The organism is Blastococcus sp. HT6-4 (assembly GCF_039679125.1).
GTDB classification, from domain to species: Bacteria; Actinomycetota; Actinomycetes; order Mycobacteriales; family Geodermatophilaceae; genus Blastococcus; species Blastococcus montanus.
In genome coordinates this window covers 1,520,080-1,544,114 of the sequence record NZ_CP155551.1, presented here as the reverse complement: position 1 = coordinate 1,544,114, position 24,035 = coordinate 1,520,080, and the positions used below count along the sequence as shown (strand labels likewise).

The window sequence follows — 24,035 nt, the reverse complement described above, 5'->3', positions numbered from 1 at the left end:
CCACCGAGCCCCGTCCCGCCGTCGCGGGACGGGGCTCAGTGCTCCGCGGGGTCCAGCAGCCGGTCGAGGTCGGCCGCGATCGTGGTCCAGGACCACCGCTGCTCCACCCAGGCCCGGCCGGCCTTCCCCATCGCCCGCGCCCGGTCGGGGTCGTCGAGCAGGCGGACCAGCGCTGCGGCCACCGCGGTCGGCGAACGCGGGTCGACCACGTGCCCGGTGACGCCCTGCCGGACCGCTTCGGGCGCGCCACCGGAGGTGCCGGCGACCACGGGCAGCCCGCAGGCGGCAGCCTCCAGGAAGACCATGCCGAGCCCCTCGACGTCCAAGCCACCGCGGCGGGTACGGCACGGCATCGCGAACACGTCGCCGGCCGCGTAGTGGGCGGGCAGCTCCTCGTGCCGCACCGGCCCGGTGACGACCACGGAGTCCTGCAGCCCGGCGGCCGTGACGGCGCGGCGCAGCGACGGCTCGGCCGGGCCGCCACCCACCAGGAGCATGCGGGCGCCGGGGTGCCGGGCGAGCACCCGCGGCCAGCCGGCGACCAGCACGTCCTGGCCCTTGCGGGCGACCAGCCGGGAGACGCAGACGACCACGGGCGCCTCCCCCAGCCCGTACCGGCGGCGGACAGCGGTCCCGTCGACGCCGGGGGTGAACCGGTCGACGTCGACGCCGGGCGACAGCTGCGCCAGCCGCGTGCGGCCGCCCAGCGCCGGGGCCAGCCGGTCCCGCGTGTACTCGCTGATGTAGGTGACGACGTCGAGCCCTGCGGCGATCCGCTGCATGAGCTGCCGGCTGCCCGGCATCGCCACCCAGCCGGTCTCGTGGCCGTGCGTCGCGCCGACGAGGTGACCGACACCGGCGGCACGCAACCCCGGGGCGAGCAGGCCCAGCGGGGCGGCCGCACCGAAGAACGCCGTCGCGCACCCGAACCGGTCGACGAGCTCGACGGCCGCCCGGGCGGTCTCCCGGGTGGGCAGGAGCATGCCCGTGGGCCGGCGGACCACCGGGTAGGGCAGTGCGGCGTCGTGCTCCGCGGAGCCCGGGTGGTCCGACGCGAGGACGACCAGAGAGTCCGGCGGCCGGCGCTGGAGGAGTGCGGCCACGAACGTCTGGATGCCCCCCTGACGGGGCGGGAAGTCGTTGGTGACGACCAGGGTGCGGGTCACGGGCCCTCCGACCGCTGCCAGTCCCGGGCCATCGCGATGCGCTCGGCCACGGTCGGATGACTGCCGAAGAACCAGTGCCAGGCGGCGGGCGGGTCCGGATCGCCGAGGTTCCCCGCCGCCAGCCGGCGCTGCATGCCGATGAAGGTCTCCGGATCTCCGGTGAGCTCGAGAGCGCGCACGTCGGCCCGGGCCTCGATCTGCCGGGAGACCACGTTCTGCACCGGGGTGGCCAGCAGCGTGCCGACGGCGACCAGGAACAGCAGCAACGGCACGACCCGCGGGTCCCCGGCCGACTCGGCGCCGGCCCGGCGCAGCAACCGCGGCGAGGACAGGAGCCAGCCCGCGAGCGCGGTGGCCGCGCCGGCCCCGAGCGCACCCATGAGGGTTCCGGTCAGCACGTCCTGGGCCACGACGTGCCCCAGCTCGTGCGCCACGATCGCCTCGATCTCCGCGTCGGGCAGCTCGGCCAGGACCGTGTCGTAGACGACGATGCGCCGGGTGGACCCGAAGCCGGAGACGTAGGCGTTCAGGGTGGTGGTCCGGCGGGAGGCGTTGGAGACGAGGACGTCCTGCACCGGCGTGCCGTTCTCCTCGGCCAGGGCCAGCAGCTCGCTGCGCAGCTCACCGGCCGGCAGCGGCTCGAACTCGTTGAACGCCGGCTCGATCACCACCGGGTACAGGAACGAGCCGATCACCACCAGCCCCGCCACCGCGGCACCGGCCCAGGCCCACCAGCTGCGCGGGGCCCGGCGGACCAGCCACAGGAAGACGAGGACCACCAGCGTGGTCAGCGCGGCACTGATCGCCAGGGACACGGCGACGTCGCGCAGCCACAGCCCCCAGCCGCGGGTGGACAGGCCGTAACGGTGCCGGATGACCTCCGCGTAGACCGACACCGGCAGGGTGACCAGCCGCCCGACGACGACGAGAGCGGGCACGCCGAGCAGCACCTGCGCGAACCACCGCCGGCGCAACGGAGCCGCGGCGGCGCGCATCAGCCGCCCGCCCAGCGGGGTGAGACCGAGGACCGCCGAGACCGCCAGCCCGAGCGTGATGGAGATCAGCGACAGCGGGCGCATCGCCGTGGCGAAGGCCTCGGCGAGGGCGATCTGCCGGGGGTCCAGCCCCGCGGTGGGGTCCGGATCGGTGTACCCACCGGGCGGCTCGGGCAGCACCTCCCACGGCGTGCGGACGACGATGACCACCACCAGCGCCGCGCCCAGGACGGCCGCGGTGACGAGTGCGGCACGAGCTCCTGCCCGTCCACCCCCGGTCACCCGAGCGATCCTAGGTGGGACGGTCCCCGGCACCGGACCGGTCCGGTGCCCGAGGCTGTCAGCCGGCGATGGCACTGGCCGGCCTCCGCGCCCCGGTCCGCTCCTCGCTCGTCCCTCGCTGCGATGCTCCCGAGGCTGTCAGCCGGCGATGCGCCGGGCGCCGTTGTAGTTGCCCATCGCATCGAGGCTCGCCACCTTGACCGGCTGGCCGGAGGTCGACGCGTGCACCATCTGCCCGTTGCCGATGTACATGCCCACGTGGCTGACCGGGCTGTAGAAGAACACCAGGTCACCCGGCTGCAGCTGGCTGCGCGGGACGGCCGTGCCCATCTGCGACTGGGCGCGGCTGGAGTGCGGCAGCATCACGCCGGCGGCGGCGTAGGCGTAGGACGTCAGGCCCGAGCAGTCGAAGGCGTTCGGCCCGCCGGCGCCCCAGACGTAGGGGTCACCGACCTGCGCCAGCGCGGTGTCCACGGCCGCCTGCGCAGCGGAGCTGGGAGCGACGACGCCGCTGGGCGCGGGCAGGCTGTCCCCGCCGTGCGCCAGCGCCAGCTGCGCCCGCTGCGGGGCGGTCAGCGTCTCGTAGCGACGCTGGTAGTCGGCGATCTTCGCCTCGAGCTCCGCCTGCTTCGCGCTGATCTCGTCGACGACCCGCTGCGCGTCGGCGGCGGCCTCGTCGGCGGCCTCGCGGAACTGCTCCGCCTGCTCGGAGGCCACGGAGACCTCGGTCAGGAGTTCGTTCGTGTGCCCGGCGATCGCCTCGAGGGTGCCGAGCTGGCTCACCGCATGGTCGGCGGAGTCGCTGCTGAGCAGCACGTCGAGCTGCGACATCCCGCTGCCGGTGTAGACGCTGCGCGCCAGCAGCCGGATCCGGCCGTCGAGGGCGCGGACCCGGTCCTGCGCGGCACCGGCCGCCGCCGAGGCGGCCTGGACGTCGCTCTGGTGCCGCGCCAGGGCGACGCGGGCGTCGTTGAGCTGCTCGGTGACGACCTCCAGCTCGTGCCCGGCCTCGGCCATCTGCGCGGCGACCTGGTCGACGGTGGCGTCACCGGGAACCGCGGAGGCGGTACCCGGCATCAGCGTGAGGGTCAGGGCGGCGGTGGCGCTGATCAGCACACCCGAATGCAGCGGTCCGAACCGGCGGCCGCGCGACTGCCGGGGCCGGAGGTCGGTATGGAGGAGTTCGGGGGCGTGCGTCTGTCGGGCGTAGGGGGTCGCCACGTGCGGCGGCTCTCCGTTTCTTCCACTGCGACCGCCGACCGAGTTAGCTGACGGGTTCGGGCTGGGAAGACTGGCCCTATCCCCCGCTCGCCGGCGTGCCGGCCGCGGGAGAACTCACCCCAGGAGTGCGGTGGGTCCCCGGTTCACCTCGGGCGCCGGTGGTGCGCGCCGTCCGGTGATTAGGCGGTGTCCGGCCGGGGCCATCCATCTGCGGATGACGACCACCCGTCCGGACGGCGACGACCCTACGACCGTGATCATGGCCGGGACAAACGGGACAGCCGGATACGCGCGAGGCGTCCACGGACGGGTGACACGGCGCGCCTGACGCGTGCCAGGACCTCGACCGGGCACTCGCGGGCACCGCCGACGCGCAGGTCAGCCGGTGCGGCGGCCGCCGGAGCCCCCGCTGCCCGACTCCTCCGCGCCCTCGCGGTGGCGCAGCGGCGGCACCAGGCCACCGTCGGCCAGCGCCCGGACCGCCCGGCGCTCCACGTCGTCGAACTCCACCACCACGCCGGGCGGGGGCACCACCACGTCCTCCGCGGCGAGCGCGGCCGGGACGTCACGCGCCGGCCGCCCGGTCATCGGCACCACCACCGGATCGACCCCCTGCCATCCCGGTGGGGCGCCCAGCAGAACGGTGACCACGCAATCGGCGCAGCCGGTTCCACGCGCGGTGCAGGTGTCGCAGTCGATGAGCATCGCTTCTTCTCCTCCGTGAGTCGCCGCGGACGCTAGGTGCAGGCACCGACAGTTCCGCTCGGCCGCCGACCGGTCCGGCCGGCCGGGCACCCGCGCTGTCGCCGCCACGGCTCCGCGTGGCGGCGCGCGTCCCCCGGACTGTCAGCACCCCGACCTAGCGTCCCGGCCGTGCCACCACTCCCCACCGCGTCGCAGCGCTACCAGCAGGTCGCCATCGAGGAGCTGGGTACGCCGCTGGCCGAGGTCACCTTCGTGGTCGTCGACCTGGAGACCACCGGCGGTTCGCCCAAGGACAGCGCGATCACCGAGATCGGCGCGGTGAAGATCCGGGGCGGCCAGGTGCTCGGGGAGTTCCAGACGCTGGTCGACCCCGGCCACGAGATCCCGCCCTACATCAGCGTGCTCACCGGGATCACCTCGGCGATGGTCGCCGCGGCACCGCGCATCGGGGCCGTCCTCCCGACGTTCCTGGAGTTCGCGCGAGGCGCGGTCCTGGTCGCGCACAACGCCCCCTTCGACCTGGGTTTCCTCAAGGCGGCCTGCGCCGAGAACGCCCTGGTCTGGCCCACCTCGGCGTCGGTGGACACGGCCGTCCTCGCCCGGCGGCTGCTCACCCGCGACGAGGTGCCCAACTGCAAGCTGGCCACGCTGGCCCCCTACTTCTCGGCCGCCACCTCCCCCACGCACCGCGCGCTCGACGACGCCCGCGCGACCGTCGACGTCCTGCACGGTCTCTTCGAACGCCTCGGCCCGCTGGGGATCACCACGCTCGAGGAGCTCACCGGTCTCACCCGCCAGGTCGATCCGGAACGGCGCCGCAAGCGGCACCTGGCCGACGGCGTCCCGCACGGTCCCGGCGTCTACCTCTTCCGCGGACCGAACGACGAGCCGCTCTACGTCGGCACCTCCACCGACCTGCGCAGCCGGGTCCGCAGCTACTTCACCTCCGGCGAGCAGCGCAGCCGGATCACCGAGATGGTGGGCCTGGCCCAGCGGGTCGACTCGATCCCCTGCGCGCACGCCCTCGAGGCCGCCGTGCGCGAACTGCGCCTGATCGCCGAGCACAAGCCCCGCTACAACCGCCGGTCCCGCTTCCCCGAGCGCGCGCTGTGGGTCCGGCTCACCGAGGAACCCTTCCCCCGGCTGTCGGTCGTGCGACGCGTCCGTCCGGAGGCGGGGGTGTTCCTGGGACCGTTCCCCGATCGCCGGGCCGCCGACGCCGCCGTCGCGGCCGTGCACGAGGCCCTGCCGCTGCGACAGTGCACCGCCCGGCTGTCCCCGCGGACTCCCGTCAGCGCCTGCGCGCTGGCCGGCATGGGCCGCTGCGGCGCCCCCTGCACCGGCGCCCAGTCGGTCGGGGAGTACGCCGACGTCGCCGCCGTCTTCGCCGCCGCGGTCACCCATGACCCGCGGCCGCTCCTCTCGCCGCTGCTGCAGCGGGTCGACCGGCTGGCCGACGAGGAGCGGTACGAGGACGCCGCCGTGCTCCGCGACCGGATCGCGGTCCTCGTGCGGGCGGTCCGTCGGCGGCAGCGGCTGGCGTCACTGGCCGCCGTCCTGGAGCTCGTGCTCGCCCGCCCCGACGGTGACGGCGGCTGGGAGCTGTCCGTCGTCCGGCTCGGCCGACTCGCGGCCGCCGGGAACGCTCCCCGCGGCACCACGGTCCGCAGCGTCCTGGCCGGGCTCCTGGCGACCGCGGAGACCGTGGCCGGGGCCGCCGGCGAGCTCACGACGTCGGTCGACGAGACCGAACTGGTGCTCCGCTGGCTGGAGAAGCCCGGCACCCGGCTGGTCCAGCTGACCGGCACGCTGGCCAGCCCCGCGCCCGGCACGGGGGGCTACAGCGCGTTCCTGACCCGGGTGGAGACCGGGCGCGACGTGCAGGACCCCTTCGCCGACGGCCGATCCCTCGGCACCCGCGCACGGCCGGAGCGGGTTGCCGCAGCTGCGCCCGCCGGGCGCCGCACCCGGCTAGCATCCCCCGTGTGATCACCGCCATCGTGATGATCGATGCCGCCACCGACTCGATCGCCGAGGTCGCGCAGGCCGTCGCCGAGCTCGACGGTGTGAGCGAGGTCTACTCCGTCGCCGGCGAGGCCGATCTCATCGCCATCGTCCGCGTCCGCGAGTTCGAGCAGGTCGCCCAGGTGATCGCCGGCCGGATCAACAAGGTGCCCGGGGTCGTCGACACCGACACCCACATCGCCTTCCGCGCCTACTCGCGACACGACCTGGAGGCTGCGTTCTCCATCGGCTTCGACGCCGCGGACTGACAGGCCGCCGCACCCACCCCCGGCGGGGGGTCGGCGCCCCCCAGGGCCCGCGCCCGCGCGGAGCGAGGCGTGAGCAGGACGGGTCCTCCGTCAGCGCGGCGGAGCCACCTCGCGGGTCACGGCCACCCAGCGGTCCAGCAGCGCCGCGGCCCGCCCGTCGTCGACGGCGGCGGCCGCACGCTCCAGCCCGGCAGCCAGGGCGTCGTGCAGCCGGGCCGGGCGGGCGTCGAACGCCACCAGGGCGGCAGCGGCGTTGAGCAGCACGGCGTCGCGCACCGCACCGCGCTCGCCGTCCATGACCCGCCGGAACACGTCCGCGTTGACGCGCGCGTCACCACCCCGCAGTGCATCGGGGGCCGGCACCGGGATGCCGAGCACGGCCGGGTCCACGCGGTCGGCCTCCACCGCGCCGTCGCGCACCGCCCACACCGCCGACGTCGTCGCGGTCGTCAGCTCGTCCAGACCGTCGTCCCCGCGGAAGACCAGCGCGCGCGTCCCCCGGGCGGCGAGCACCTCGGCGAGCACGGGAGCCATCCGCGCATTGGCGCAGCCGATGGCCGCGGCCACCGGGCGCGCCGGATTGGTGAGGGGACCGAGGAAGTTGAAGACCGTGCCGATGCCCATCTCCCGGCGGGGCGCGGCCGCGTGCCGCATGCCCGGGTGGAAGACGGGCGCGAAGAAGAAGCCGATCCCCGCTTCACGGACGCAGCGGGCCACCGCCGCCGCGGGGAGATCGATGACCACGCCCAGCGCCTCCAGCACGTCGGCCGCGCCCGAGGACGACGACGCGGCCCGGTTGCCGTGCTTGGCGACCGGGGCACCGGCAGCCGCTGTCACCACCGCGGCCATCGTCGAGATGTTGACGGTGTGGGCCCCGTCGCCCCCGGTGCCGACGATGTCGACGCAGTCCATGGGCAGCTCCACCGGCGTGGCCTGGGCGAGCATCTCGGCAGCCAGGCCGGCGACCTCCTGCGGCGCCTCGCCCTTGGCCCGCAGGGCCACGGTGAACCCGGCCACCTGGGCCGGGGTGGCCTCGCCGGTCATTACCTCGCGCATCGCCCACCGCGTGTCGGTCGCGGACAGGTCCACACCCGCGAGCAGGCGGTTGAGCAACCCCGGCCAGCTCGGGGCGGCGGACGGCGACGGCACTGCCCGCGTCACCAGCTCGCGGCCGGGCGGCGCCCGTGGCTGCGGAGCAGGTCGGCGACCACGCCCGGCGCGACCAGCGGATCGACGGGGAGGGGCAGGGTCGCCTCGGCCCGCGACCAGTGCGCGAGCCACCGATCCGGCTGCCGGGCGATGAGCACGCAGACCGCGGGCCGGTCGGCCACCTCGACCTCGAGCTGGCGGGTCAGCGCGAGGCCTCCGGTGGGCTGCGCCTCGCCGTCGAGGATGCACAGGTCGATGCCTCCGGCGTCCACGGCGGAGACCACCTCGTCACCGGTCGCGCACTCGACCCAGGTGAGCGGCCCCACGTCCGCGGCCGGCCGCCGGCCGACCGCCGTTCGGACGGCATCGCGGACCTCGGGTCGGTGGCTGTAGACCAGGACGGTGGCCGGTGCAGCGGGCGGCTCGGCAGCACTCACGCCGCCGAGCCTAGTGCCCGGAGCCGTCCGCGCAGGCCAACCCCGCGAGTCGGTATCGAGCTGATCACGTTGCCGCCACGCCCACCGCCCCCGCGGTCGTGACGGGGCCCCCCCGATGCCATGATGACCCCCGTGACAACGGCCCCCGTGGCGAGCAGCACCTTCGACACCTCGCGGGTGCACTCCCTGACCCGACCGAACATGGTCAGCGTCGGCACGATCATCTGGCTCTCGAGCGAGCTGATGTTCTTCGCCGGTCTGTTCGCCATGTACTTCACCGCGCGAGCCCGGGCCACCGACGGGTGGCCGCCGGAGCCCACCGAGCTGAACCTGCCGTACGCGCTGACGTTCACGATCATCCTGGTCGCCTCCTCGGTGACCTGCCAGTTCGGCGTCTTCGCGGCGGAGCAGGGCAACGTCTACGGGCTGCGGCGGTGGTTCACGATCACCTTCCTGATGGGCCTGACCTTCGTGCTCGGCCAGGCGTACGAGTACGTCGAGCTGGTCCACGACGGCACGACGATCGCCTCGTCCACCTACGGCTCGGTGTTCTACCTCACGACGGGCTTCCACGGTCTGCACGTCATCGGTGGCCTCGTGGCCTTCGTCTACGTGCTCATCCGGTCCACCATGGGCCGCTTCACGCCGGCACAGGCGACCTCGGCGATCGTGGTCTCCTACTACTGGCACTTCGTCGACGTCGTGTGGGTCGGGCTCTTCGCCACGATCTACCTGATCCGCTAGGGAACCGGTGTCCACCACGAACCCCCACTCCGACGCCCAGCCCGACGACGCCGGCACCCCGGCGGCCCGGGCCCGCGCGCGGCGTCGCTCCAAGCAGCGTCGCCGGCTGGCCAACGTCGCCGGCCTCATGGCCTCGCTGGTGCTGACCGGCGCCCTCTACTCGGTGTTCGCGCCGGCGCAGGCCGCCGTCGAGCCCACCGAGTCCGCCGCCGAGGCCGCGGGACGCGAGCTGTACATCCGCAGCTGCATCACCTGCCACGGCGAGAACCTCGACGGCGTGCCCAACCGCGGCCCGTCGCTGATCGGCGTCGGCGCCGCCGCCGTCTACTTCCAGGTGCACACCGGCCGCATGCCGCTGGTGCGCCAGGAGGCCGACGCGCCCGACAAGCCGGTGGTCTTCTCCGACGAGGAGATCGATCAGCTGATGGCCTACATCCAGGCCAACGGCGGTGGCCCGACCCTTCCCTCGGGTGACCTGCGCGGCGGCGACATCGCCGAGGGCGGCGAGCTCTTCCGGCTCAACTGCGCGTCCTGCCACAACTTCGTCGGCGAGGGCGGCGCGCTCTCCTCCGGCAAGGACGCGCCGAGCCTCGAGGACGCCAACGACCTCGAGATCTACACGGCGATGCTGACCGGGCCGGGGAACATGCCCGTCTTCGGGGACAACCAGCTCACCCCCGAGGAGAAGCGCGAGATCATCACCTACATCCAGACGGTGCAGGAGATGGCCGATCCGGGCGGCGCCGGGGTCGGGCGCATCGGCCCCGTCGGCGAGGGCCTGGTCATCTGGGTCGTCGGCGTCGGAGCCCTCCTGTTCGGGATCTTCTGGATGGGGAGCAAGGCGTGAGCGAGCTTGCGAGCCCGCCGGTCAACACGACTGCTGCGCGAACGCTGACCGCGGACGCCGGCAAGGAGGAAGCGTGAGCACGCGCGACACCCGCCCCGGCTCGACCGGTGGCGAGGACACCCCGGGACCGCTGCACGGCGGCCCGGACGAGGACTACACCCCCGAGCAGCTCGCGGCCATGAGCCGCGAGGAGCTCGACCTCCTCGGAGCCCGGTACGACGGCGTGGAGATCCTCCACGTCGAGCCGGGTCCCGAACCCGGGTCCCCCCTCGAGCGGCGCGCCGTGCGCCAGGTCGGGTGGACCTTCGCCCTGGCCGGCGTCTTCGCCTTCCTGTTCCTGGTCGTCTACATCGGCTCGGGCTGGTTCCTCCCCGAGTGGTCGTGGGCCGAGGAGGGCACCACCTGGAGCGCCATGTTCACCCCCCTGCTGGGGCTGTTCATGGGCCTGTCGCTCACGCTGGTCGGCGTCGGGTTGGTGCTCTACACCAAGAAGCTCCTCCCCCACGAGACGGCGGTCCAGGACAAGCACGATGGGTCCCACTTCGACCGGGTCACCACCGGCGCCACGTTGGTCGGCGGCCTGCACAACAGCGGCCTGCCGCGCCGCAAGCTGATCACCCGATCGCTCGGCTTCATGGGCGTCGGCGTCGGCGTCATGCTGATCGCCCCGCTGGGTGGGCTGATCAACAACCCGAGCGCCGGCAACACGCTCGGTCGCACCTCGTGGGCCGAGGGCATCCGGCTGGTTCGGATCGACGGCAGCCCGGTCCGCCCCGGCGACCAGCAGCCCGGATCGCTGGAGACCGTGTTCCCGGCCGTGCCCGGCGGCAACTTCCAGACCGACGCCGCGACCATGCTCATCCGGCTCAGGCCGCAGCAGGTCATCGAGGACCAGCCCCGCGAGGGCCAGGAGGACTTCGGCTTCGGCGACTACGTCGCCTACTCCAAGATCTGCACGCACGCCGGATGCCCGGTGTCGCTGTACGAGCAGGAGACCAGCCGGCTGCTCTGCCCCTGCCACCAGTCGATGTTCGACGTCACCCAGGGCGCCAGGCCGGTCTTCGGCCCGGCCAGCCGGCCGCTGCCGCAGCTGCCCATCGCCGTCGACGACGAAGGATTCTTCGTCGCCCGCAGCGACTACATTGAGGCCGTCGGCCCCACGTACTGGAACCGGGAGCGCATCTGATGGCAGCTCGTACCGCCTCGGCACCGGGGGCCCCGACGGGCGCGGTCGGGAAGGCCGCCTTCCAGGTCGACGACCGGCTGATCCTCGCCGGCCCGGTCCGCCGGACCCTGAACAAGGTCTTCCCCGACCACTGGTCGTTCCTGCTCGGGGAGATCGCCCTCTACTGCTTCATCATCCTGCTGCTCTCGGGCACGTACCTCACCTTCTTCTTCCAGGCCTCGATGACCGAGGTGGTCTACGACGGGTCCTACGACCCGCTGCGCGGCTTGGACATGTCCATCGCCTACGCCTCAGCGCTTGACATCTCCTTCGACGTCCGCGGCGGGCTCTTCATGCGCCAGCTGCACCACTGGGCAGCCCTGCTCTTCGTCGCCGCTATCGCCGTGCACCTGCTGCGCATCTTCTTCACCGGTGCGTTCCGCCGGCCGCGCGAGAGCAACTGGCTGATCGGCGTCCTCATCCTGATCCTGGCCCTGCTCGAGGGTTTCTCCGGATACTCGCTCCCCGATGACCTGCTCTCGGGTACCGGCCTGCGGATCATGTCGGCGATCATCCTGGCCATCCCGGTGGTCGGCACCTGGGTGCACTGGGCGGTGTTCGGCGGTGACTACATCGGCGACCTGATCATCGGCCGGCTCTACATCGCCCACGTCCTGCTCATCCCGGCGATCCTGCTCGCGCTCATCGCGGTGCACCTGCTGATCCTGGTGAAGCAGAAGCACACCCAGTTCCCCGGCCCTGGGCGCACCGAGCACAACGTGGTCGGCAACCGCCTCTTCCCGGCCTTCGCCGGGAAGGCGACCGGGCTGCTGTTCGTGGTGTTCGGTGTCTGCGCGGCACTCGGCGGTCTGGTCCAGATCAACCCGATCTGGCTGTGGGGCCCCTACAACCCCGCCCAGGTCTCGGCCGCGTCGCAGCCGGACTGGTACATCATGTGGCTGGACGGCTCGAGCCGTCTGTTCCCCGCCTGGGATCTGAACCTGCCCGGGGACTACACGATCCCGGCACTGTTCTGGCCGACCGTGGTGCTGCCCGGCATCATCTTCACGCTCCTGCTGTTCTACCCGTGGATCGAGCAGAAGCTGACCGGCGACACCGCGTCGCACCACCTGCTGCAGCGACCGCGCGACGTTCCCGTCCGCACCTCGCTCGGCACGATGTCGCTGACGTTCTACCTGGTGCTGTTGATCTCCGGTGGTAACGACGTCGTCGCCGACAAGTTCGACATCAGCCTGAACGCGATGACCTGGGGCGGCCGCATCGGCATGATCATCCTGCCGCCGATCGTGTACGTGATCACCTACCGCATCTGCCTCGGTCTGCAGCAGCACGACCGCGAGGTGCTGGAGCACGGCATCGAGACCGGCGTCATCCGTCGGCTCCCCAGCGGCGAGTTCATCGAGGTGCACCAGCCGCTCGGCCCGGTCGACGACCACGGTCACGGGCAGCTCGCCTACGGCGGGGCTCCGGTCCCGAAGCGCATGAACCAGGTGGGTGGCGCCCGTCGCGCCATCCGCGGGTTCTTCTCGCCGGTCGAGCGGCCCTCCGCGGTGGAGCTCGAGCAGCGAGGCGAGGGCCGTGGGCTCGCGGCTGGTGAGTCCGAGCGGGAGCTGACGACCTCGGGGCGTCCGTCCGAGGGTGGCCGTCCGTCCGACGGCGGTCGTCCGCAGGACCCGCGCGACTGATCGGTCACTCATGCAGAAGGGCCCCGGTGGTTTCCACCGGGGCCCTTCTACATGTCGGGACGGTCGTGGACGGCTCGCCCGGCCGCGCGAACCCCCCGTCGACCACGGTGGTGCGATGCCACCACCCCGCGCCGGGGGCTGCGGCATCCGCTGGTCGGGGATGTGAGCCGCGCCCCCGGCGGCCGTGAGCTGCGCCGCCCTCTGCGGGCCCACGCCCGTGCGCGGTTGCCGGTGAGGTCCGCTGCCACACCTGTGCCGGCGGCAAGCCGCCTGGGCCCGTGTGCCCCGGGGTCCGAGGTCCGCCCGTATCGGCAGCAGAGGGGCGGACGCCCGTGTCAGCGCCTCGAGCCGGGCCAGCGCCCCGTTCGCGCATCCGCGCCGACACGACCCCCGGACCGCCGCCGGACCGACTCCCGCGGGCAGCCCGGGTGCCCGGCCGCGCGGACGGCAGGGATGCCCCCTGGGCCGCGCTTCCCGTTCACCGGTCACGCGTGCGTGTCACATCCGGCGGCAAGCCACCGGCGGGAAGGGGGGGCACCGCCGCGCGCGCTGGCTGTGAGACGGGTGCGGCCCCGCGCCACAGCGGCCGCCGTCACGGGGCCGAGCTACCCCACGCGGGCCCCTGGGCGCCCCACTCCACCGACGGTCGGCCACCGCGCGACGAGGGCCCCCTCCACCGGGCGGTGGAGGGGGCCCTCGTCGTGGGATCGGGCGCTCAGCTCTGCTGCGCGTTCTGCCCGACGTAGTACTCGAACAGCAGGCCGGCGACCGTGACCACGATCGCAGCGACCGCGATCAGCATCAGCCAGTAGTACCAGAACGCCAGCGCCAGCCCCATGAGCGCGGTCGCCAGGGCCAGGCCGAAGGGCCAGTAGCTGGCCGGGGGGAAGAAGCCCAGCTCGCCGGCGCCGTCGGCGATCTCCGCGTCCTTGCGGTCCTCGGGACGGGCGTCGATCCGGCGGGAGACGAACCAGAAGAACCCGCCGATGAGGCCGGTGAGTCCACCGGAGAGCGCCAGCGCGGTGGTGCCGATGGGCTCGCGTGACCACACGCCGTACACGATCGCGGCCACGATGCAGAACACACCGATGATGTTGAAGATCAGCGCCTCGACCTTCACGGCCGTGCCTCCTCGTGCGTCTTCCGGATGCGGGTTCTCGGAGCGGGGATGTCAGTCACCGCTGCTGATCAGCTGGTCGTCGACCTTTTCCTCGATCAGCTCGAGCGGCGTGGTCGTCGTCGCCTCACCGGGTAGCCCGATCTCCTCGAGCGCCTCGTACGTGCTCAGGCCCGACTCGCGGGCCTCGATGTAGTCGTCGTACACGTCCGGAGCGACGGAGCGGACCTCGAAGTTCATGTAGGCGTGGTAGGTGCCGCACAGCTCGGCGCACCGGCCGACGTAGGCACCTTCCTCGCGGACCGTCACCTCGAAGACGTTGTCCCGGCCGTTCTCGTTGCCCGGGATCACGTCGAGCTTGAAGAGGAACTCCGGCACCCAGAACGAGTGGATGACGTCGGCCGACGCGAGGTCGAACCGGACGGTGCGCTCGGTGGGCACCACCAGGATCGGGATCTCGGTGCTCGTGCCGACGGTGTCGACGGGCTCGCCGTCGGGGCCCTCGGTCCCCGCGTAGACGAACTGCCAGTTCCACTTGAACGCGTTGACCGCGATGATCTCGTCGGGGTTCTCGCTGCGGTCCCGCACCTCGTTCTGCACCACCACGGTGAAGAAGAACAGACCGGCGATGATGATGAACGGGATGATCGTGTAGACGATCTCCAGCGGCAGGTTGTACGCCGTCTGGCGGGGCAGCTCGTCACCCTTCTTGCGGTGGGCGATCACCGAGTAGGCGATGAGCGCCCAGACCGCGAGACCGATGATGAGGGCCGCGAAGGTGGAGCCGATCCACAGCTCACGCATGGCCTCTGCTTCATCGGTGATGCCCTCGGGCCATCCCCACCGGACGAAGTTGCGCTCCCAGAAGGCGCTCTCGCCGAGCTCGCACCCGCTGAGGGTCAGCACCCCCAGGAGACCGAGCGCGGCCAGCCGCGCGAGCCTGCTGCCTCGAGCCACTGCTCGCTGCCTCCTCGTCCTCCACCCGGCTTCCCGGGTGGTCCTTACAGCGGGTCGTCCACCGGCGGTCGGCGGAGTCGTTCCACGCCGATCACAGTGTGGGCCGAGACTAGCCGACCCGCCTCGGCGGCCGACCACCGGAGACGGTCGGGCGGGTCGCGGGCCCCCGTCGCCACGCGAATGCACCGGCCGGGGCCGTGGGTCCCGCGTGCCCGCCCCGGAAACGGGGCGGGACGCGCTCCCGCGGCCCTGCGACGCCCGCCCCGGAAACGGGGCGGGACGCGCTCCCGCGGCCCTGCGACGTCGGTCACCTGGACCGGTCCGGCGGCGACGGCGGCTAGAGTCGACGGCGTGTTCTCCCGGCTGCTGACCCCGAAGTGGGTCCTGCTGCACCTGCTCGTGGCCGCCCTGTTCGTCGCCACCTTCTTCCTCGGCTACTGGCAGCTGTCCAAGGCCGAGGCCGGCGGCGGCGCGGTCAACTGGAGCTATGCCATGCAGTGGCCGCTCTACGGGTTCATGGGGCTGTGGTTCTACGTCCGGATGGTCCGCCTCGAGCTCCACCGCGACCCCGACGAGGAGCAGCCCGGCAACGCCGTGGTGCTCTACCAGCGCCCACGCATCGACACCACCGGCGACCCCGAGCTCGCCGCCTACAACGCCTACCTCGCCGAGCTCAACGAGCGGGCCCTCGGACAACGGAGCAGCAGCAATGGCCGCTGAACGGACCGCCCCGGCCCGCGATTCGGAGCAGGCGATCGCCGCGGCCCTGCAGCGCTACCGCGTCATGGCCACGGTCGTCGGCGTCCTCCTGGTCCTGCTGTTCGCCGTCGCCATGCCGCTGAAGCACCTGGCCGGCATCCCGGAGCCGGTCACCGTGCTCGGAACCGCGCACGGCTGGCTCTACGCGTTGTTCTTCCTCGCCACCGTGGACCTGGCGCTGCGGGCGAAGTGGACGCTGAAGGGCGCCGTCGTCGCGCTCGTCCTGGGCACCATCCCCTTCGTCTCCTTCGTCGCCGAGCGGACCGTCACGCAGAAGATGCGCGCCGGCGAACGCGTGTGACCGCGAACCTCTCCCCCACCCCGAGGACCTGCGCCTGATGTGTGGCCTGCTCGCCTACTTCTCCACCGACGCCCCGCGCGTCACCGACGCCGTCGTCACCGACGTCCGGGAGGCGCTGCACTGCCTGCGGCACCGCGGGCCCGACGAGAACGAGGTCTGGCACGACGACCGCGTCGTCTACGGCTTCAACCGGCTGTCGTTCATCGACATCGAGCACAGCCACCAGCCGATGCCGTACGCGGACGGCCGGTACCGGATCGTCTTCAACGGCGAGATCTACAACTACCTGGAGCTGCGCGAGGAGCTGGCCGCGGCGGGCGCCACCTTCGCCACCGAGGGCGACACCGAGGCGATCGTGGCCGGGTACCACCTGTGGGGCCAGGACGTCGTCGACCGGCTGCGCGGGATGTTCGCCTTCGTCATCTGGGACAGCGAGACCCGGACCGTCTTCGGAGCGCGCGACCCGTTCGGCATCAAGCCGCTGTTCACCGCCCGGCTCGCCGACGGCGCGCTCGCCTTCTCGTCGGAGAAGAAGGCGCTCCTGGAGCTCCTCGGCGGCAGCACGGCCGCCGGCGGTGTCGACGGCGCCTCGCTGCAGCACTACCTCACGCTGCAGTACGTGCCCGAGCCCGCGACGCTGCACCGGGGCATCCGCCGGATCGAGAGCGGCACCAGCTTCACCGTCGTCGACGGCGAGCTCACGACGACCCGCTACTTCCACCCGACGTTCCCGGTGCGCCCGGTCGCGCAGGACGAGCAGCAGGCGCTCTACGACCGGATCGCCGACGTCCTCGACGACTCGGTCCGGATGCACATGCGCGCCGATGTCACGGTCGGGTCGTTCCTCTCCGGCGGTATCGACTCCACGGCCATCGCCGCGCTCGCCAAGCGGCACAATCCCGACCTGATGACCTTCACGGTCGGCTTCGAGCGGGAGGGCTTCTCCGAGATCGACGTCGCGGCCGAGTCGGCGGCCGCGATCGGGGTCGAGCACATCACCAAGGTGGTCACCGCCGAGGAGTTCGCCGGGTCGATCCCGCTGGTCGTCTGGTACCTGGACGACCCGGTGGCCGATCCCGCGCTCGTGCCGCTCTACTTCGTGGCCCGCGAGGCGCGCAAGCACGTGAAGGTGGTGCTCTCCGGCGAGGGCGCCGACGAGTTGTTCGGCGGCTACAACATCTACCGGGAGCCGCTGTCGCTGGCCGTGTTCGACCGGCTCCCCGACGGGATCCGGCGCGCCCTCGGGACGCTGTCGACCAAGCTCCCCGACGGCATGCGGGGCAAGGACCTGCTCCGCCGCGGGTCGATCCCCCTCGAGCAGCGCTACTACGGCAACGCGCGCATCTTCCGCGACGAGGAGCTGACCTTCCTCGAGAAGCGGGACCCCGACCTGTCCCACGTGGCCGTCACCCGCGAGCTGTACGAGCGCACCCGCACCGCCGGCTACGACGACGTGACGGCGATGCAGTACGTCGACCTCTTCACCTGGCTGCGCGGCGACATCCTCGTCAAGGCCGACAAGATGACCATGGCGAACTCGCTGGAGCTGCGGGTGCCCTTCCTGGACCCGGAGGTCTTCCGGGTGGCCTCGACCATCCCGGTCGACCAGCGGGTCACCAGGGAGACGACGAAGTACGCCCTGCGCCGCGCGCTGGAGCAGATCGTGCCGCCGCACGTGCTGAACCGCCGCAAGCTCGGCTTCCCCGTGCCCACCCGCCACTGGCTCGCCGAGGACCTGCACGACTGGGCGCGGCAGGTGATCGTGGACAGCCAGACCGACCAGTGGCTGGACAAGCAGCAGATCCTGGCCATGCTGACCGCCCACCGCCAGAACCAGCGGGCGGGTTCACCGGTCGACCACTCGCGCAAGCTGTGGACGCTCCTGGTGTTCATGGTCTGGCACGGCATCTTCGTCGAGGGGCGGATCACACCCGAGATCCCGGCGACGGTCTACCCCGTCCGCCTCTGAGCCGATGAACCACCGAGGCCCGGGATCGACGTGATCCCGGGCCTCGGTGGTTCATCGCTCATCGAGCGAGCGGCGCTCAGTTGAAGGAGTCACCGCACGCGCACGAGCCCTGCGCGTTGGGGTTGTCGATGGTGAAGCCCTGCTTCTCGATGGTGTCGACGAAGTCGATGACCGCACCGCCCAGGTAGGGGCCGCTCATCCGGTCGACGATGACCTCGACGCCGTCGAACTCGTAGGTCTGGTCGCCGTCGAGGAACCGCTCGTCGAAGAAGAGCTGGTAACGCAGACCGGAGCAACCGCCGGGCTGGACGGCGATGCGCAGCCGCAGGTCGTCGCGGCCCTCCTGGTCCAGCAGTGCCTTGACCTTGGCGGCCGCGGTGTCGCTGAGCACGACGCCGGTGGCCGTGGTGTCCTGCACCGTCATATTCCTGTCCTCTCCCTCCGAGGTGTCCGCGTAGGCGCGTCCTGCCACGGACGAACGCCGCCGGAGCGGGTCCTCTTCCCGTGCGCACCCACTGTACGGCTCGCGGCTCGCCGTCCGGGGCTGCATTGCTCACACACGTAGACTTCGCTGCCGTGAAGCTCCGCCTCCCCGGCCGCCGGAACCACGCCGCGACGCCCGACTCCGCGTCCGGCAGCACAGCCGCGCAGACCGAGCAGCTCGTCAGGGCCGGCGGCAAGGGCCGGCCCACCCCCAAGCGCCACGTGGCACAGGGCAAGCGACCGGGTCCGCCCCCGCCGCCGCCCACCACGCGCAAGGAGGCCTACAAGCGGATGCGCGAGCAGCGGGCCGCCCAGGGCGCGGGGGCCCGCCAGGGCATGGCCCGCGGCGACGACGGGTACCTGCCCGCCCGCGACCGCGGACCGGTGCGCAAGCTCGTGCGCGACGTCGTCGACAGCCGCCGCAACGTCGGCAGCTTCTTCCTGGCCATCGCGGGCGTGGCGCTGATCGGCACCTTCGTCCCGAGCCTGGCCGTGCGCAGCTACGCCAGCTTCCTGCTGCTCAGCTTCTTCCTGCTGCTGATCGTCGACTCGGTGGTGCTGGGCCGGAGGATCAAGCGCGCCGTCGCCGCCCGGTTCCCGGACCAGCAGCACAAGATGAAGGGCCTGGTCTGGTACGGCATCAGCCGATCGACCATGATCCGCCGGTGGCGCTTCCCGAAGCCCGAGGTCCCGGTCGGCGCGGAGGTCTGAGGCCGGGGACCCTCCGGCGGGCCCGGCTCACGGAGTCGGGCTAGCGTCGGCACGCGTGGAATTCAGACGCCTCGGCCGTTCCGGCCTGACCATCTCCGAGATCGCGTACGGCAACTGGCTGACCCACGGCGGGCAGGTCGAGGAGGACGCCGCGCACGCGTGCGTCCGGGCCGCGCTCGACGCCGGGATCACCACCTTCGACACGGCGGACGTCTACGCCGGCACCCGCGCCGAGACGGTCCTCGGCGCGGCCCTGGCCGGGCACCGGCGGGAGTCGGTGGAGCTGTTCACGAAGGTCTACTGGCCCACCGGCCCCGGCCGCAACGACCGCGGGCTCGGCCGCAAGCACGTCATCGAGAGCTGCCACGCCTCGCTGCGGCGGCTGCGGACCGACTACGTCGACCTCTACCAGGCGCACCGCTACGACCCCTCGGTGCCGCTCGAGGAGACGATGACCGCCTTCGCCGACCTGGTGCGCTCGGGCAAGGTGCTCTACATCGGTGTCTCGGAGTGGAACGCCGAGCAGATCGCCGCCGGGGCGGCGCTGGCCCGTGATCTCGGCGTCCCGTTCGTCAGCAACCAGCCGCAGTACTCGATGCTGTGGCGGGTGATCGAGGCCGAGGTCGTCCCGACGTCGGAGCGGGAGGGGCTCTCCCAGATCGTCTGGTCGCCGCTCGCCCAGGGCGTGCTCACCGGCAAGTACCGCCCGGGCGAGCAGCCGCCGGCCGACAGCCGCGCCGGCCACGCCGAGGCCGGCCAGTCGATGCAGCGGTTCATGACCGACGACATCCTGGACCGGGTGCAGCAGCTGCGTCCCGTGGCCGGGGACCTCGGTCTGTCGATGGCGCAGCTGGCCCTGGCGTGGGTGCTGCAGAACCGGAACGTGGCCGCGGCCATCATCGGCGCCACCCGGCCCGAGCAGGTGCACGACAACGTGACGGCCGCCGGCGTGACGCTCGACGCCGACGTCCTGGCGCGCATCGACGACGCCCTCGGGGACGTCGTCGAGCGCGATCCGACCAAGACCGCCCGCGGCTGAGCCGAGCCCCCTCCTGGCCCGTCGCATCGCGGGGCGAGGAGGGGCCTCGTTCGTCCTCGACCTCTACCGGAGGGTCAGGCCGGGGCGAGCCCCATCGGGCCGTAGACCTTGCGGTCCCCCTCGAACAGCGTCACCGTCGCGACGCCGCGGTCCAGCAGCTCCCGCCAGTTCTCCCCCAGCCACGACTCGGCGTCGCCCTGGTTGTCGTCCTCGGGCAGCTCGACCCCCACCGACGCGGGATCGATCTCCGCGCCGGACGGGTCCTCCAAACGCCAGTGGAAGCTCATGGGGTCGAGGCTAGTGATCCCGCGGCCGTCGGCATCCCGGCGCAGGGATGAGCCGCAGGCGGATTACCGGAGGGCCGGAAGGGGCATGGACCTGCATCGACCCGCCGACCGGAGGACCGATGACCGCATCCACGCCCCAGCCCACCACGGGCGCCACCCGGGCGACCGACCATCCAGCCGTGCCCGACAGCGCGTCGACCGGGCAACTCATCAGCCAGCTGACCGAACAGGTCAGCCGCCTCGTCCGCGACGAGGCCCGGCTCGCCCAGGCGGAGATGACCCAGAAGGCCAAGAACCTCGGCATCGGGGCCGGCCTGTTCGGCGGCGCCGGCCTGTTCGCCTTCTTCGGCCTGGCCGTCCTGATCACCACCGTCATCCTCGCGCTGGCCCTGGTGATGCCGGCCTGGCTCGCCGCGCTGATCGTGGCCCTCGTGCTGTTCGCCATCGCGGGCGTGCTCGCGCTGGTCGGGAAGAAGGACGTCCAGAAGGGTTCCCCGCCGGTGCCCACCGAGGCGATCTCGAGCGTGAAGGCCGACATCACGACCGTGAAGGAGAGTGCACAGCGGTGAGCACGTCGAGCAGCTCCGGCCCCTCGGACGGGCAGGACGCGAATGCGAACGGACCGACCGACCCGGACGCGATCCGGGCCGACATCGAGGCGACGCGGGAGCAACTGGGACGGACGGTCGACGAGCTGAGCGACCGCCTGGACGTCCAGGCGCGGGCGAAGGAGAGCGCCTACCGCGCTCGCGACACCGCCGTGGAGACCTACCGGGAGAGCCCTCCGGCGGTGATCGGCGGGGCCTCCGGTCTCGTCGCCGCCGTGATCGGGCTGCTGACCTGGCGCGCGCGACGCCGTCGCAAGGCCAAGAGGGTGGCGACCGCCGCGATGGCGGCCGAGGTCCGTGCCGCCGCCCGGCGGGCGGCCGCCGAGGAGCGCAAGCAGCAGCGGCGCGCCACGACGAAGCGGCTGGCCAGGCAGCAGCGCCGGGACGCCCGGCGGATCAAGAAGGCGACCCGGCGCGCCCGCCGGCGACGCATGCTCGGGAGGAGCAAGCGGTGAGCACGGGAGCCAAGCTGGCCTACCGGCCGATCGGCCTCGCGGCGGGCATCCTCGCCGGCGCCGTGTCCGGCGCCGTCTTCAAGCAGATCTGGCGGCTCCTCGCCAAGGAGGACGACGCCCCCGGCGCGCTGCAGGGCGAGTACCCGATGCGCCAGGTCGTCCTGGCCGCCGCCATCCAGGGCGCCATCTTCGGCGCGGCCAAGGCCGCGATCGACCGGGCCGGCGCCCGCGGGTTCACGCGGATCACCGGCGCCTGGCCCGGCGACTGACGACGGGAGGCGCCGGGGACGGGCACCTGCCCGCCCCCGGCGCCTCCCGCGCTCCGCACTGCCTCCGCTCGACCCGTGCCGCCGAGGGCGGCCCAGCACCTGGGAGAACGTCCATGACCGGCACCCGGCCCCGGGAGCGAGCCTCCGACCGGATCCGCGAGCGGGTCGAGGAGAAGGCCGCCCGGCGCGCCGCCGCGGCCGAGCCGGCCTCGCGTCCGCGGCCCGGTGACCCGCAGGCCCTGCCGCCGGGAGCGCCCGGCCCCGAGACGCTGCCGGGCATCGACGCCTCCTCGCCCACGCAGATCCCGGCCAAGGGCTGGAAGCAGGTGCTCAAGCGCGCCTGGGCGGAGAACAACGCCGACAACATGCCGATCATCGCCGGTGGCGTCGCGTTCTTCGGCTTCCTGTCGATCTTCCCGGCGCTGATCGCCCTCATCTCGATCTACGGGCTGGTGGCCTCCCGCGAGCAGGCCGCGAGCCAGGTCGCCGACTTCACCTCCGGCCTGCCGGACGAGGCCCGCCAGCTGATCACCGACCAGGTCACCGCCATCACCGAGGCCGGCGGCGCGCTCACCTGGGGCCTCGTCCTGTCGATCCTCGCCGCGCTCTGGACCGCCTCCGGCGGCGTGAACAACCTGGTCAAGGCGGTCAACATCGCCTACGACGAGGTCGAGACCCGCAACTTCCTGAAGCTCCGCGCCCTCTCCCTGGCCCTGACGCTCGGCGCGATCGTCTTCGTCGTCCTGACCATCGGCCTGGTCGCGGTCGTCCCGCTGGTGCTGGACGCGCTGCCGCTGGGCGGGGTGGCGACCGTGCTCGCCCAGGTCGCCCGCTGGGTCCTGCTGCTGCTGGTCGTCATCGGCTCGCTGGCCGTCCTCTACCGGGTCGCCCCCGACCGGGATGCGCCGCAACTGCGCTGGGTGAGCCTCGGCTCGGTCGTCGTCACCCTGGTGTGGGCGGTGGTCAGCCTCGGCTTCAGCTTCTACGTCAACAACTTCGGCTCGTACAACGAGACCTACGGCGCGATCGCCGGCGTCATCGTCCTGATGCTGTGGCTGTACCTCACCTGCTACCTGGTGCTGCTCGGGGCGGAGATCAACTCCGAGGCCGAGCACCAGACCGGCCACGACACCACCGAGGGCGAGCCGCTGCCCATGGGCGAGCGCGACGCGGTGAAGGCCGACACGCTGCCGGCCAAGGCCGAGCCGGAGAAGGGCGACAGCGACCCCACCCGCAAGAACGCGCCCTGACAGGGCGCGCCGGCCTCAGCGCACGTGCGAGGGCACGAACGGCGGGCGGACGGCGGTGACCGGCTGCGGACGGCCGCGGACGTCGACGGTGAGCTCCCCGCCCTCCTCGACGCCGGCTGCGGTGTCGACCAGCGCCAGCCCGATCCCGGTGCGCAACGACGGGGAGAAGGTCCCGCTGGTCACCTCGCCCACGGGGGCGCCGTCCGCGCCGAGCACCGCCATGCCGGGGCGCGGGATCCCGCGCCCGGTCGCCTTCAGCCCCCACAGCACGCGCTCGGGGCCCGCCTCCTTCTCCGCCGCGAGCGCGTCCCGCCCCCAGAACACCGGCTTCCGCCAGCCGACGGCCCAGCCGGCCCGTGCCTGGTTCGGCGTGATGTCGCGCGAGAGCTCGTGGCCGTGCAGCGGGTACCCCATCTCGGTGCGGAGCGTGTCCCGCGCGCCCAGCCCGCAGGGCCGGATGCCGAGGTCCTGACCGGCCTCGAGGACGGCGTCCCAGAGCTCCACCGCGCGGTCGGCGCCCACCAGCAGCTCGTAGCCGTGCTCCCCGGTGTACCCGGTGCGGCACACGGTCACCTCCGCCCCGGCGCCGCCGGTGCCGGTCACGAACGACATGTAGCCGATCTCCCCCGGGACGCCCAGCAGCTCGAGCACCTGCAGCGACCGGGGGCCCTGGACGGCGAGGACGGCGACGTCGGCGTGCCGGTCCTCCACCGTGACCCCCGGCGGCGCGGCGTCGGCGAGCCGGCCGAGCACCTCCGCGGCGTTCGCGGCGTTGGGCACGAGCAGGACGTCGTCCGGGCCGTGGAGGTAGACGATCAGGTCGTCGACCACTCCCCCGGCGTGCTCCTCCCCGTCGGGGACGCAGCACAGCGTGTACTGGGCCTGCCCCGGGCCGATGCGGTCCAGGTCGTTGGTGAGACAGGCGTTCACGAACTCGGCCGCGCCGGGCCCGCGCACCGTGCCCGTGCCGAGGTGGGAGACGTCGAACAGCCCCACCCCGTCGCGGACGGCGGCGTGCTCGGCGAGCACGCCGCCACCGGCGTACTCGATGGGCATCGACCAGCCGCTGAAGTCGGCGAGCTTGGCCCCGGCCGCGAGGTGCCGGTCGTGCAGGGGGGAGGTCAGCGGACTCACACCGGC

General features: G+C 72.8%; 26 protein-coding genes and 1 riboswitch. Of the genes, 15 read left to right on the top strand and 11 right to left on the bottom strand.

Going from position 1 to position 24,035, the window contains the following annotated elements; genetic code table 11:
- Positions 1 to 35: 35 nt before the first annotated feature.
- The 4 genes from ABDB74_RS07570 to ABDB74_RS07555 form a co-directional block, all read right to left on the bottom strand.
- Positions 36 to 1,166: a glycosyltransferase family 4 protein gene (locus tag ABDB74_RS07570; RefSeq protein WP_346622994.1), complete on the bottom strand. Its 1,131-nt coding sequence runs from the start codon at positions 1,164 to 1,166 to the stop codon at positions 36 to 38.
- Positions 1,163 to 2,443, bottom strand: coding sequence for a M48 family metallopeptidase (locus ABDB74_RS07565; RefSeq protein ID WP_346622992.1), 1,281 nt, complete (start codon positions 2,441 to 2,443; stop codon positions 1,163 to 1,165). The genes ABDB74_RS07570 and ABDB74_RS07565 overlap by 4 nt, the downstream gene beginning before the upstream one ends.
- A gap of 138 nt (positions 2,444 to 2,581) precedes the next feature.
- Positions 2,582 to 3,559: a C40 family peptidase gene (locus tag ABDB74_RS07560; RefSeq protein WP_346622991.1), complete on the bottom strand. Its 978-nt coding sequence runs from the start codon at positions 3,557 to 3,559 to the stop codon at positions 2,582 to 2,584.
- 123 nt (positions 3,560 to 3,682) lie between these two features.
- Positions 3,683 to 3,860, bottom strand: a riboswitch (cyclic di-AMP (ydaO/yuaA leader).
- A 182-nt stretch (positions 3,861 to 4,042) separates the two neighbouring features.
- Positions 4,043 to 4,369, bottom strand: coding sequence for a hypothetical protein (locus tag ABDB74_RS07555; protein WP_346622989.1), 327 nt, complete (start codon positions 4,367 to 4,369; stop codon positions 4,043 to 4,045).
- Positions 4,370 to 4,537: 168 nt separating this feature from the next.
- On the opposite strand from ABDB74_RS07555, the gene ABDB74_RS07550 reads away from it, so the two are divergent.
- Positions 4,538 to 6,358, top strand: a complete 1,821-nt coding sequence (locus ABDB74_RS07550) for a DEDD exonuclease domain-containing protein (protein WP_346622987.1) — start codon at positions 4,538 to 4,540, stop codon at positions 6,356 to 6,358.
- Complete coding sequence (locus tag ABDB74_RS07545; protein ID WP_346622986.1) at positions 6,355 to 6,642, top strand: Lrp/AsnC ligand binding domain-containing protein; 288 nt, start codon at positions 6,355 to 6,357, stop codon at positions 6,640 to 6,642. The genes ABDB74_RS07550 and ABDB74_RS07545 overlap by 4 nt, the downstream gene beginning before the upstream one ends.
- Positions 6,643 to 6,732: 90 nt before the next feature.
- Here the strand turns inward: ABDB74_RS07545 and trpD are convergent, their stop codons facing one another.
- Together trpD and ABDB74_RS07535 are read right to left on the bottom strand one after the other, a co-directional pair.
- Entirely contained in the window at positions 6,733 to 7,791 is a 1,059-nt protein-coding gene (gene trpD, locus ABDB74_RS07540) for an anthranilate phosphoribosyltransferase (protein WP_346622984.1), read from the bottom strand.
- A gap of 8 nt (positions 7,792 to 7,799) precedes the next feature.
- Complete coding sequence (locus tag ABDB74_RS07535) at positions 7,800 to 8,228, bottom strand: hypothetical protein (protein ID WP_346622982.1); 429 nt, start codon at positions 8,226 to 8,228, stop codon at positions 7,800 to 7,802.
- 123 nt (positions 8,229 to 8,351) lie between these two features.
- Between ABDB74_RS07535 and ABDB74_RS07530 the strand changes: the two genes are divergently transcribed.
- The 4 genes from ABDB74_RS07530 to ABDB74_RS07515 all read left to right on the top strand — a co-directional run bounded on the left by ABDB74_RS07530 (position 8,352) and on the right by ABDB74_RS07515 (position 12,690).
- The gene (locus ABDB74_RS07530) at positions 8,352 to 8,972 is read left to right on the top strand and encodes a heme-copper oxidase subunit III (protein ID WP_346622980.1); all 621 of its coding nucleotides are present in this window, start codon (positions 8,352 to 8,354) and stop codon (positions 8,970 to 8,972) included.
- Between the two features lie 7 nt (positions 8,973 to 8,979).
- Positions 8,980 to 9,819 carry a cytochrome c gene (locus tag ABDB74_RS07525; RefSeq protein WP_346622978.1) on the top strand — a complete coding sequence of 280 codons (840 nt, stop codon included), beginning with the start codon at positions 8,980 to 8,982 and terminating at the stop codon, positions 9,817 to 9,819.
- Between the two features lie 73 nt (positions 9,820 to 9,892).
- On the top strand, positions 9,893 to 11,005 hold the full coding sequence (locus ABDB74_RS07520) for a Rieske 2Fe-2S domain-containing protein (RefSeq protein ID WP_346622976.1): 1,113 nt from the start codon (positions 9,893 to 9,895) through the stop codon (positions 11,003 to 11,005).
- Positions 11,005 to 12,690 carry a cytochrome bc complex cytochrome b subunit gene (locus ABDB74_RS07515; protein ID WP_346622975.1) on the top strand — a complete coding sequence of 562 codons (1,686 nt, stop codon included), beginning with the start codon at positions 11,005 to 11,007 and terminating at the stop codon, positions 12,688 to 12,690. The genes ABDB74_RS07520 and ABDB74_RS07515 overlap by 1 nt, the downstream gene beginning before the upstream one ends.
- A gap of 715 nt (positions 12,691 to 13,405) precedes the next feature.
- On the opposite strand, the gene ABDB74_RS07510 is transcribed toward ABDB74_RS07515, so the two are convergent.
- Both ABDB74_RS07510 and coxB read right to left on the bottom strand, forming a co-directional pair.
- A complete protein-coding gene (locus tag ABDB74_RS07510; protein ID WP_346622973.1) occupies positions 13,406 to 13,810 on the bottom strand; it encodes a cytochrome c oxidase subunit 4 in 405 nt (134 codons plus the stop codon).
- 51 nt (positions 13,811 to 13,861) lie between these two features.
- Positions 13,862 to 14,764, bottom strand: coding sequence for a cytochrome c oxidase subunit II (coxB, locus tag ABDB74_RS07505; protein WP_346622971.1), 903 nt, complete (start codon positions 14,762 to 14,764; stop codon positions 13,862 to 13,864).
- Positions 14,765 to 15,115: 351 nt separating this feature from the next.
- On the opposite strand from coxB, the gene ABDB74_RS07500 reads away from it, so the two are divergent.
- From ABDB74_RS07500 to asnB, 3 genes are read left to right on the top strand one after another with little or no spacing between them, the layout of a single operon-like run.
- Positions 15,116 to 15,484: a metalloprotease gene (locus ABDB74_RS07500; protein WP_346622969.1), complete on the top strand. Its 369-nt coding sequence runs from the start codon at positions 15,116 to 15,118 to the stop codon at positions 15,482 to 15,484.
- A complete protein-coding gene (locus ABDB74_RS07495; protein ID WP_346622967.1) occupies positions 15,474 to 15,824 on the top strand; it encodes a DUF3817 domain-containing protein in 351 nt (116 codons plus the stop codon). The genes ABDB74_RS07500 and ABDB74_RS07495 overlap by 11 nt, the downstream gene beginning before the upstream one ends.
- A gap of 37 nt (positions 15,825 to 15,861) precedes the next feature.
- A complete protein-coding gene (asnB, locus tag ABDB74_RS07490; protein ID WP_346622965.1) occupies positions 15,862 to 17,793 on the top strand; it encodes an asparagine synthase (glutamine-hydrolyzing) in 1,932 nt (643 codons plus the stop codon).
- A 76-nt stretch (positions 17,794 to 17,869) separates the two neighbouring features.
- Here asnB and ABDB74_RS07485 read toward each other — a convergent pair whose 3' ends face one another.
- Entirely contained in the window at positions 17,870 to 18,217 is a 348-nt protein-coding gene (locus ABDB74_RS07485) for an iron-sulfur cluster assembly accessory protein (protein ID WP_346622963.1), read from the bottom strand.
- 152 nt (positions 18,218 to 18,369) lie between these two features.
- On the opposite strand from ABDB74_RS07485, the gene ABDB74_RS07480 reads away from it, so the two are divergent.
- Entirely contained in the window at positions 18,370 to 18,987 is a 618-nt protein-coding gene (locus tag ABDB74_RS07480; RefSeq protein ID WP_346622962.1) for a DUF3043 domain-containing protein, read from the top strand.
- Positions 18,988 to 19,042: 55 nt separating this feature from the next.
- Positions 19,043 to 20,026: an aldo/keto reductase family protein gene (locus ABDB74_RS07475; RefSeq protein WP_346622960.1), complete on the top strand. Its 984-nt coding sequence runs from the start codon at positions 19,043 to 19,045 to the stop codon at positions 20,024 to 20,026.
- A gap of 74 nt (positions 20,027 to 20,100) precedes the next feature.
- On the opposite strand, the gene ABDB74_RS07470 is transcribed toward ABDB74_RS07475, so the two are convergent.
- Positions 20,101 to 20,313, bottom strand: a complete 213-nt coding sequence (locus ABDB74_RS07470) for a hypothetical protein (protein WP_346622958.1) — start codon at positions 20,311 to 20,313, stop codon at positions 20,101 to 20,103.
- A gap of 119 nt (positions 20,314 to 20,432) precedes the next feature.
- Here ABDB74_RS07470 and ABDB74_RS07465 point away from each other — a divergent pair, with 119 nt between their 5' ends.
- The 4 genes from ABDB74_RS07465 to ABDB74_RS07450 all read left to right on the top strand — a co-directional run bounded on the left by ABDB74_RS07465 (position 20,433) and on the right by ABDB74_RS07450 (position 22,895).
- Positions 20,433 to 20,882: a phage holin family protein gene (locus ABDB74_RS07465; RefSeq protein ID WP_346622956.1), complete on the top strand. Its 450-nt coding sequence runs from the start codon at positions 20,433 to 20,435 to the stop codon at positions 20,880 to 20,882.
- Positions 20,879 to 21,376: a DUF3618 domain-containing protein gene (locus ABDB74_RS07460; RefSeq protein WP_346622954.1), complete on the top strand. Its 498-nt coding sequence runs from the start codon at positions 20,879 to 20,881 to the stop codon at positions 21,374 to 21,376. Before ABDB74_RS07465 ends, ABDB74_RS07460 begins: the two co-directional genes overlap by 4 nt.
- Positions 21,373 to 21,645: a DUF4235 domain-containing protein gene (locus ABDB74_RS07455; protein ID WP_346622953.1), complete on the top strand. Its 273-nt coding sequence runs from the start codon at positions 21,373 to 21,375 to the stop codon at positions 21,643 to 21,645. Before ABDB74_RS07460 ends, ABDB74_RS07455 begins: the two co-directional genes overlap by 4 nt.
- 113 nt (positions 21,646 to 21,758) lie before the next feature.
- Positions 21,759 to 22,895, top strand: a complete 1,137-nt coding sequence (locus tag ABDB74_RS07450; RefSeq protein WP_346622951.1) for a YihY/virulence factor BrkB family protein — start codon at positions 21,759 to 21,761, stop codon at positions 22,893 to 22,895.
- A gap of 15 nt (positions 22,896 to 22,910) precedes the next feature.
- On the opposite strand, the gene gcvT is transcribed toward ABDB74_RS07450, so the two are convergent.
- Positions 22,911 to 24,029, bottom strand: coding sequence for a glycine cleavage system aminomethyltransferase GcvT (gene gcvT, locus ABDB74_RS07445; RefSeq protein ID WP_346622949.1), 1,119 nt, complete (start codon positions 24,027 to 24,029; stop codon positions 22,911 to 22,913).
- Between the last annotated feature and the right edge of the window lie 6 nt (positions 24,030 to 24,035).

Bases quoted from the DNA above. Each gene is read 5' to 3' on its own strand.
- ABDB74_RS07470 (WP_346622958.1), bottom strand. From the start codon at position 20,313: ATGAGCTTCCACTGGCGTTTGGAGGACCCGTCCGGCGCGGAGATCGAT.
- asnB (WP_346622965.1), top strand. From the start codon at position 15,862: ATGTGTGGCCTGCTCGCCTACTTCTCCACCGACGCCCCGCGCGTCACC.
- ABDB74_RS07450 (WP_346622951.1), top strand. From the start codon at position 21,759: ATGACCGGCACCCGGCCCCGGGAGCGAGCCTCCGACCGGATCCGCGAG.
- ABDB74_RS07530 (WP_346622980.1), top strand. From the start codon at position 8,352: ATGACCCCCGTGACAACGGCCCCCGTGGCGAGCAGCACCTTCGACACC.
- ABDB74_RS07555 (WP_346622989.1), bottom strand. From the start codon at position 4,369: ATGCTCATCGACTGCGACACCTGCACCGCGCGTGGAACCGGCTGCGCC.
- ABDB74_RS07515 (WP_346622975.1), top strand. From the start codon at position 11,005: ATGGCAGCTCGTACCGCCTCGGCACCGGGGGCCCCGACGGGCGCGGTC.
- ABDB74_RS07465 (WP_346622956.1), top strand. From the start codon at position 20,433: ATGACCGCATCCACGCCCCAGCCCACCACGGGCGCCACCCGGGCGACC.
- ABDB74_RS07485 (WP_346622963.1), bottom strand. From the start codon at position 18,217: ATGACGGTGCAGGACACCACGGCCACCGGCGTCGTGCTCAGCGACACC.
- ABDB74_RS07495 (WP_346622967.1), top strand. From the start codon at position 15,474: ATGGCCGCTGAACGGACCGCCCCGGCCCGCGATTCGGAGCAGGCGATC.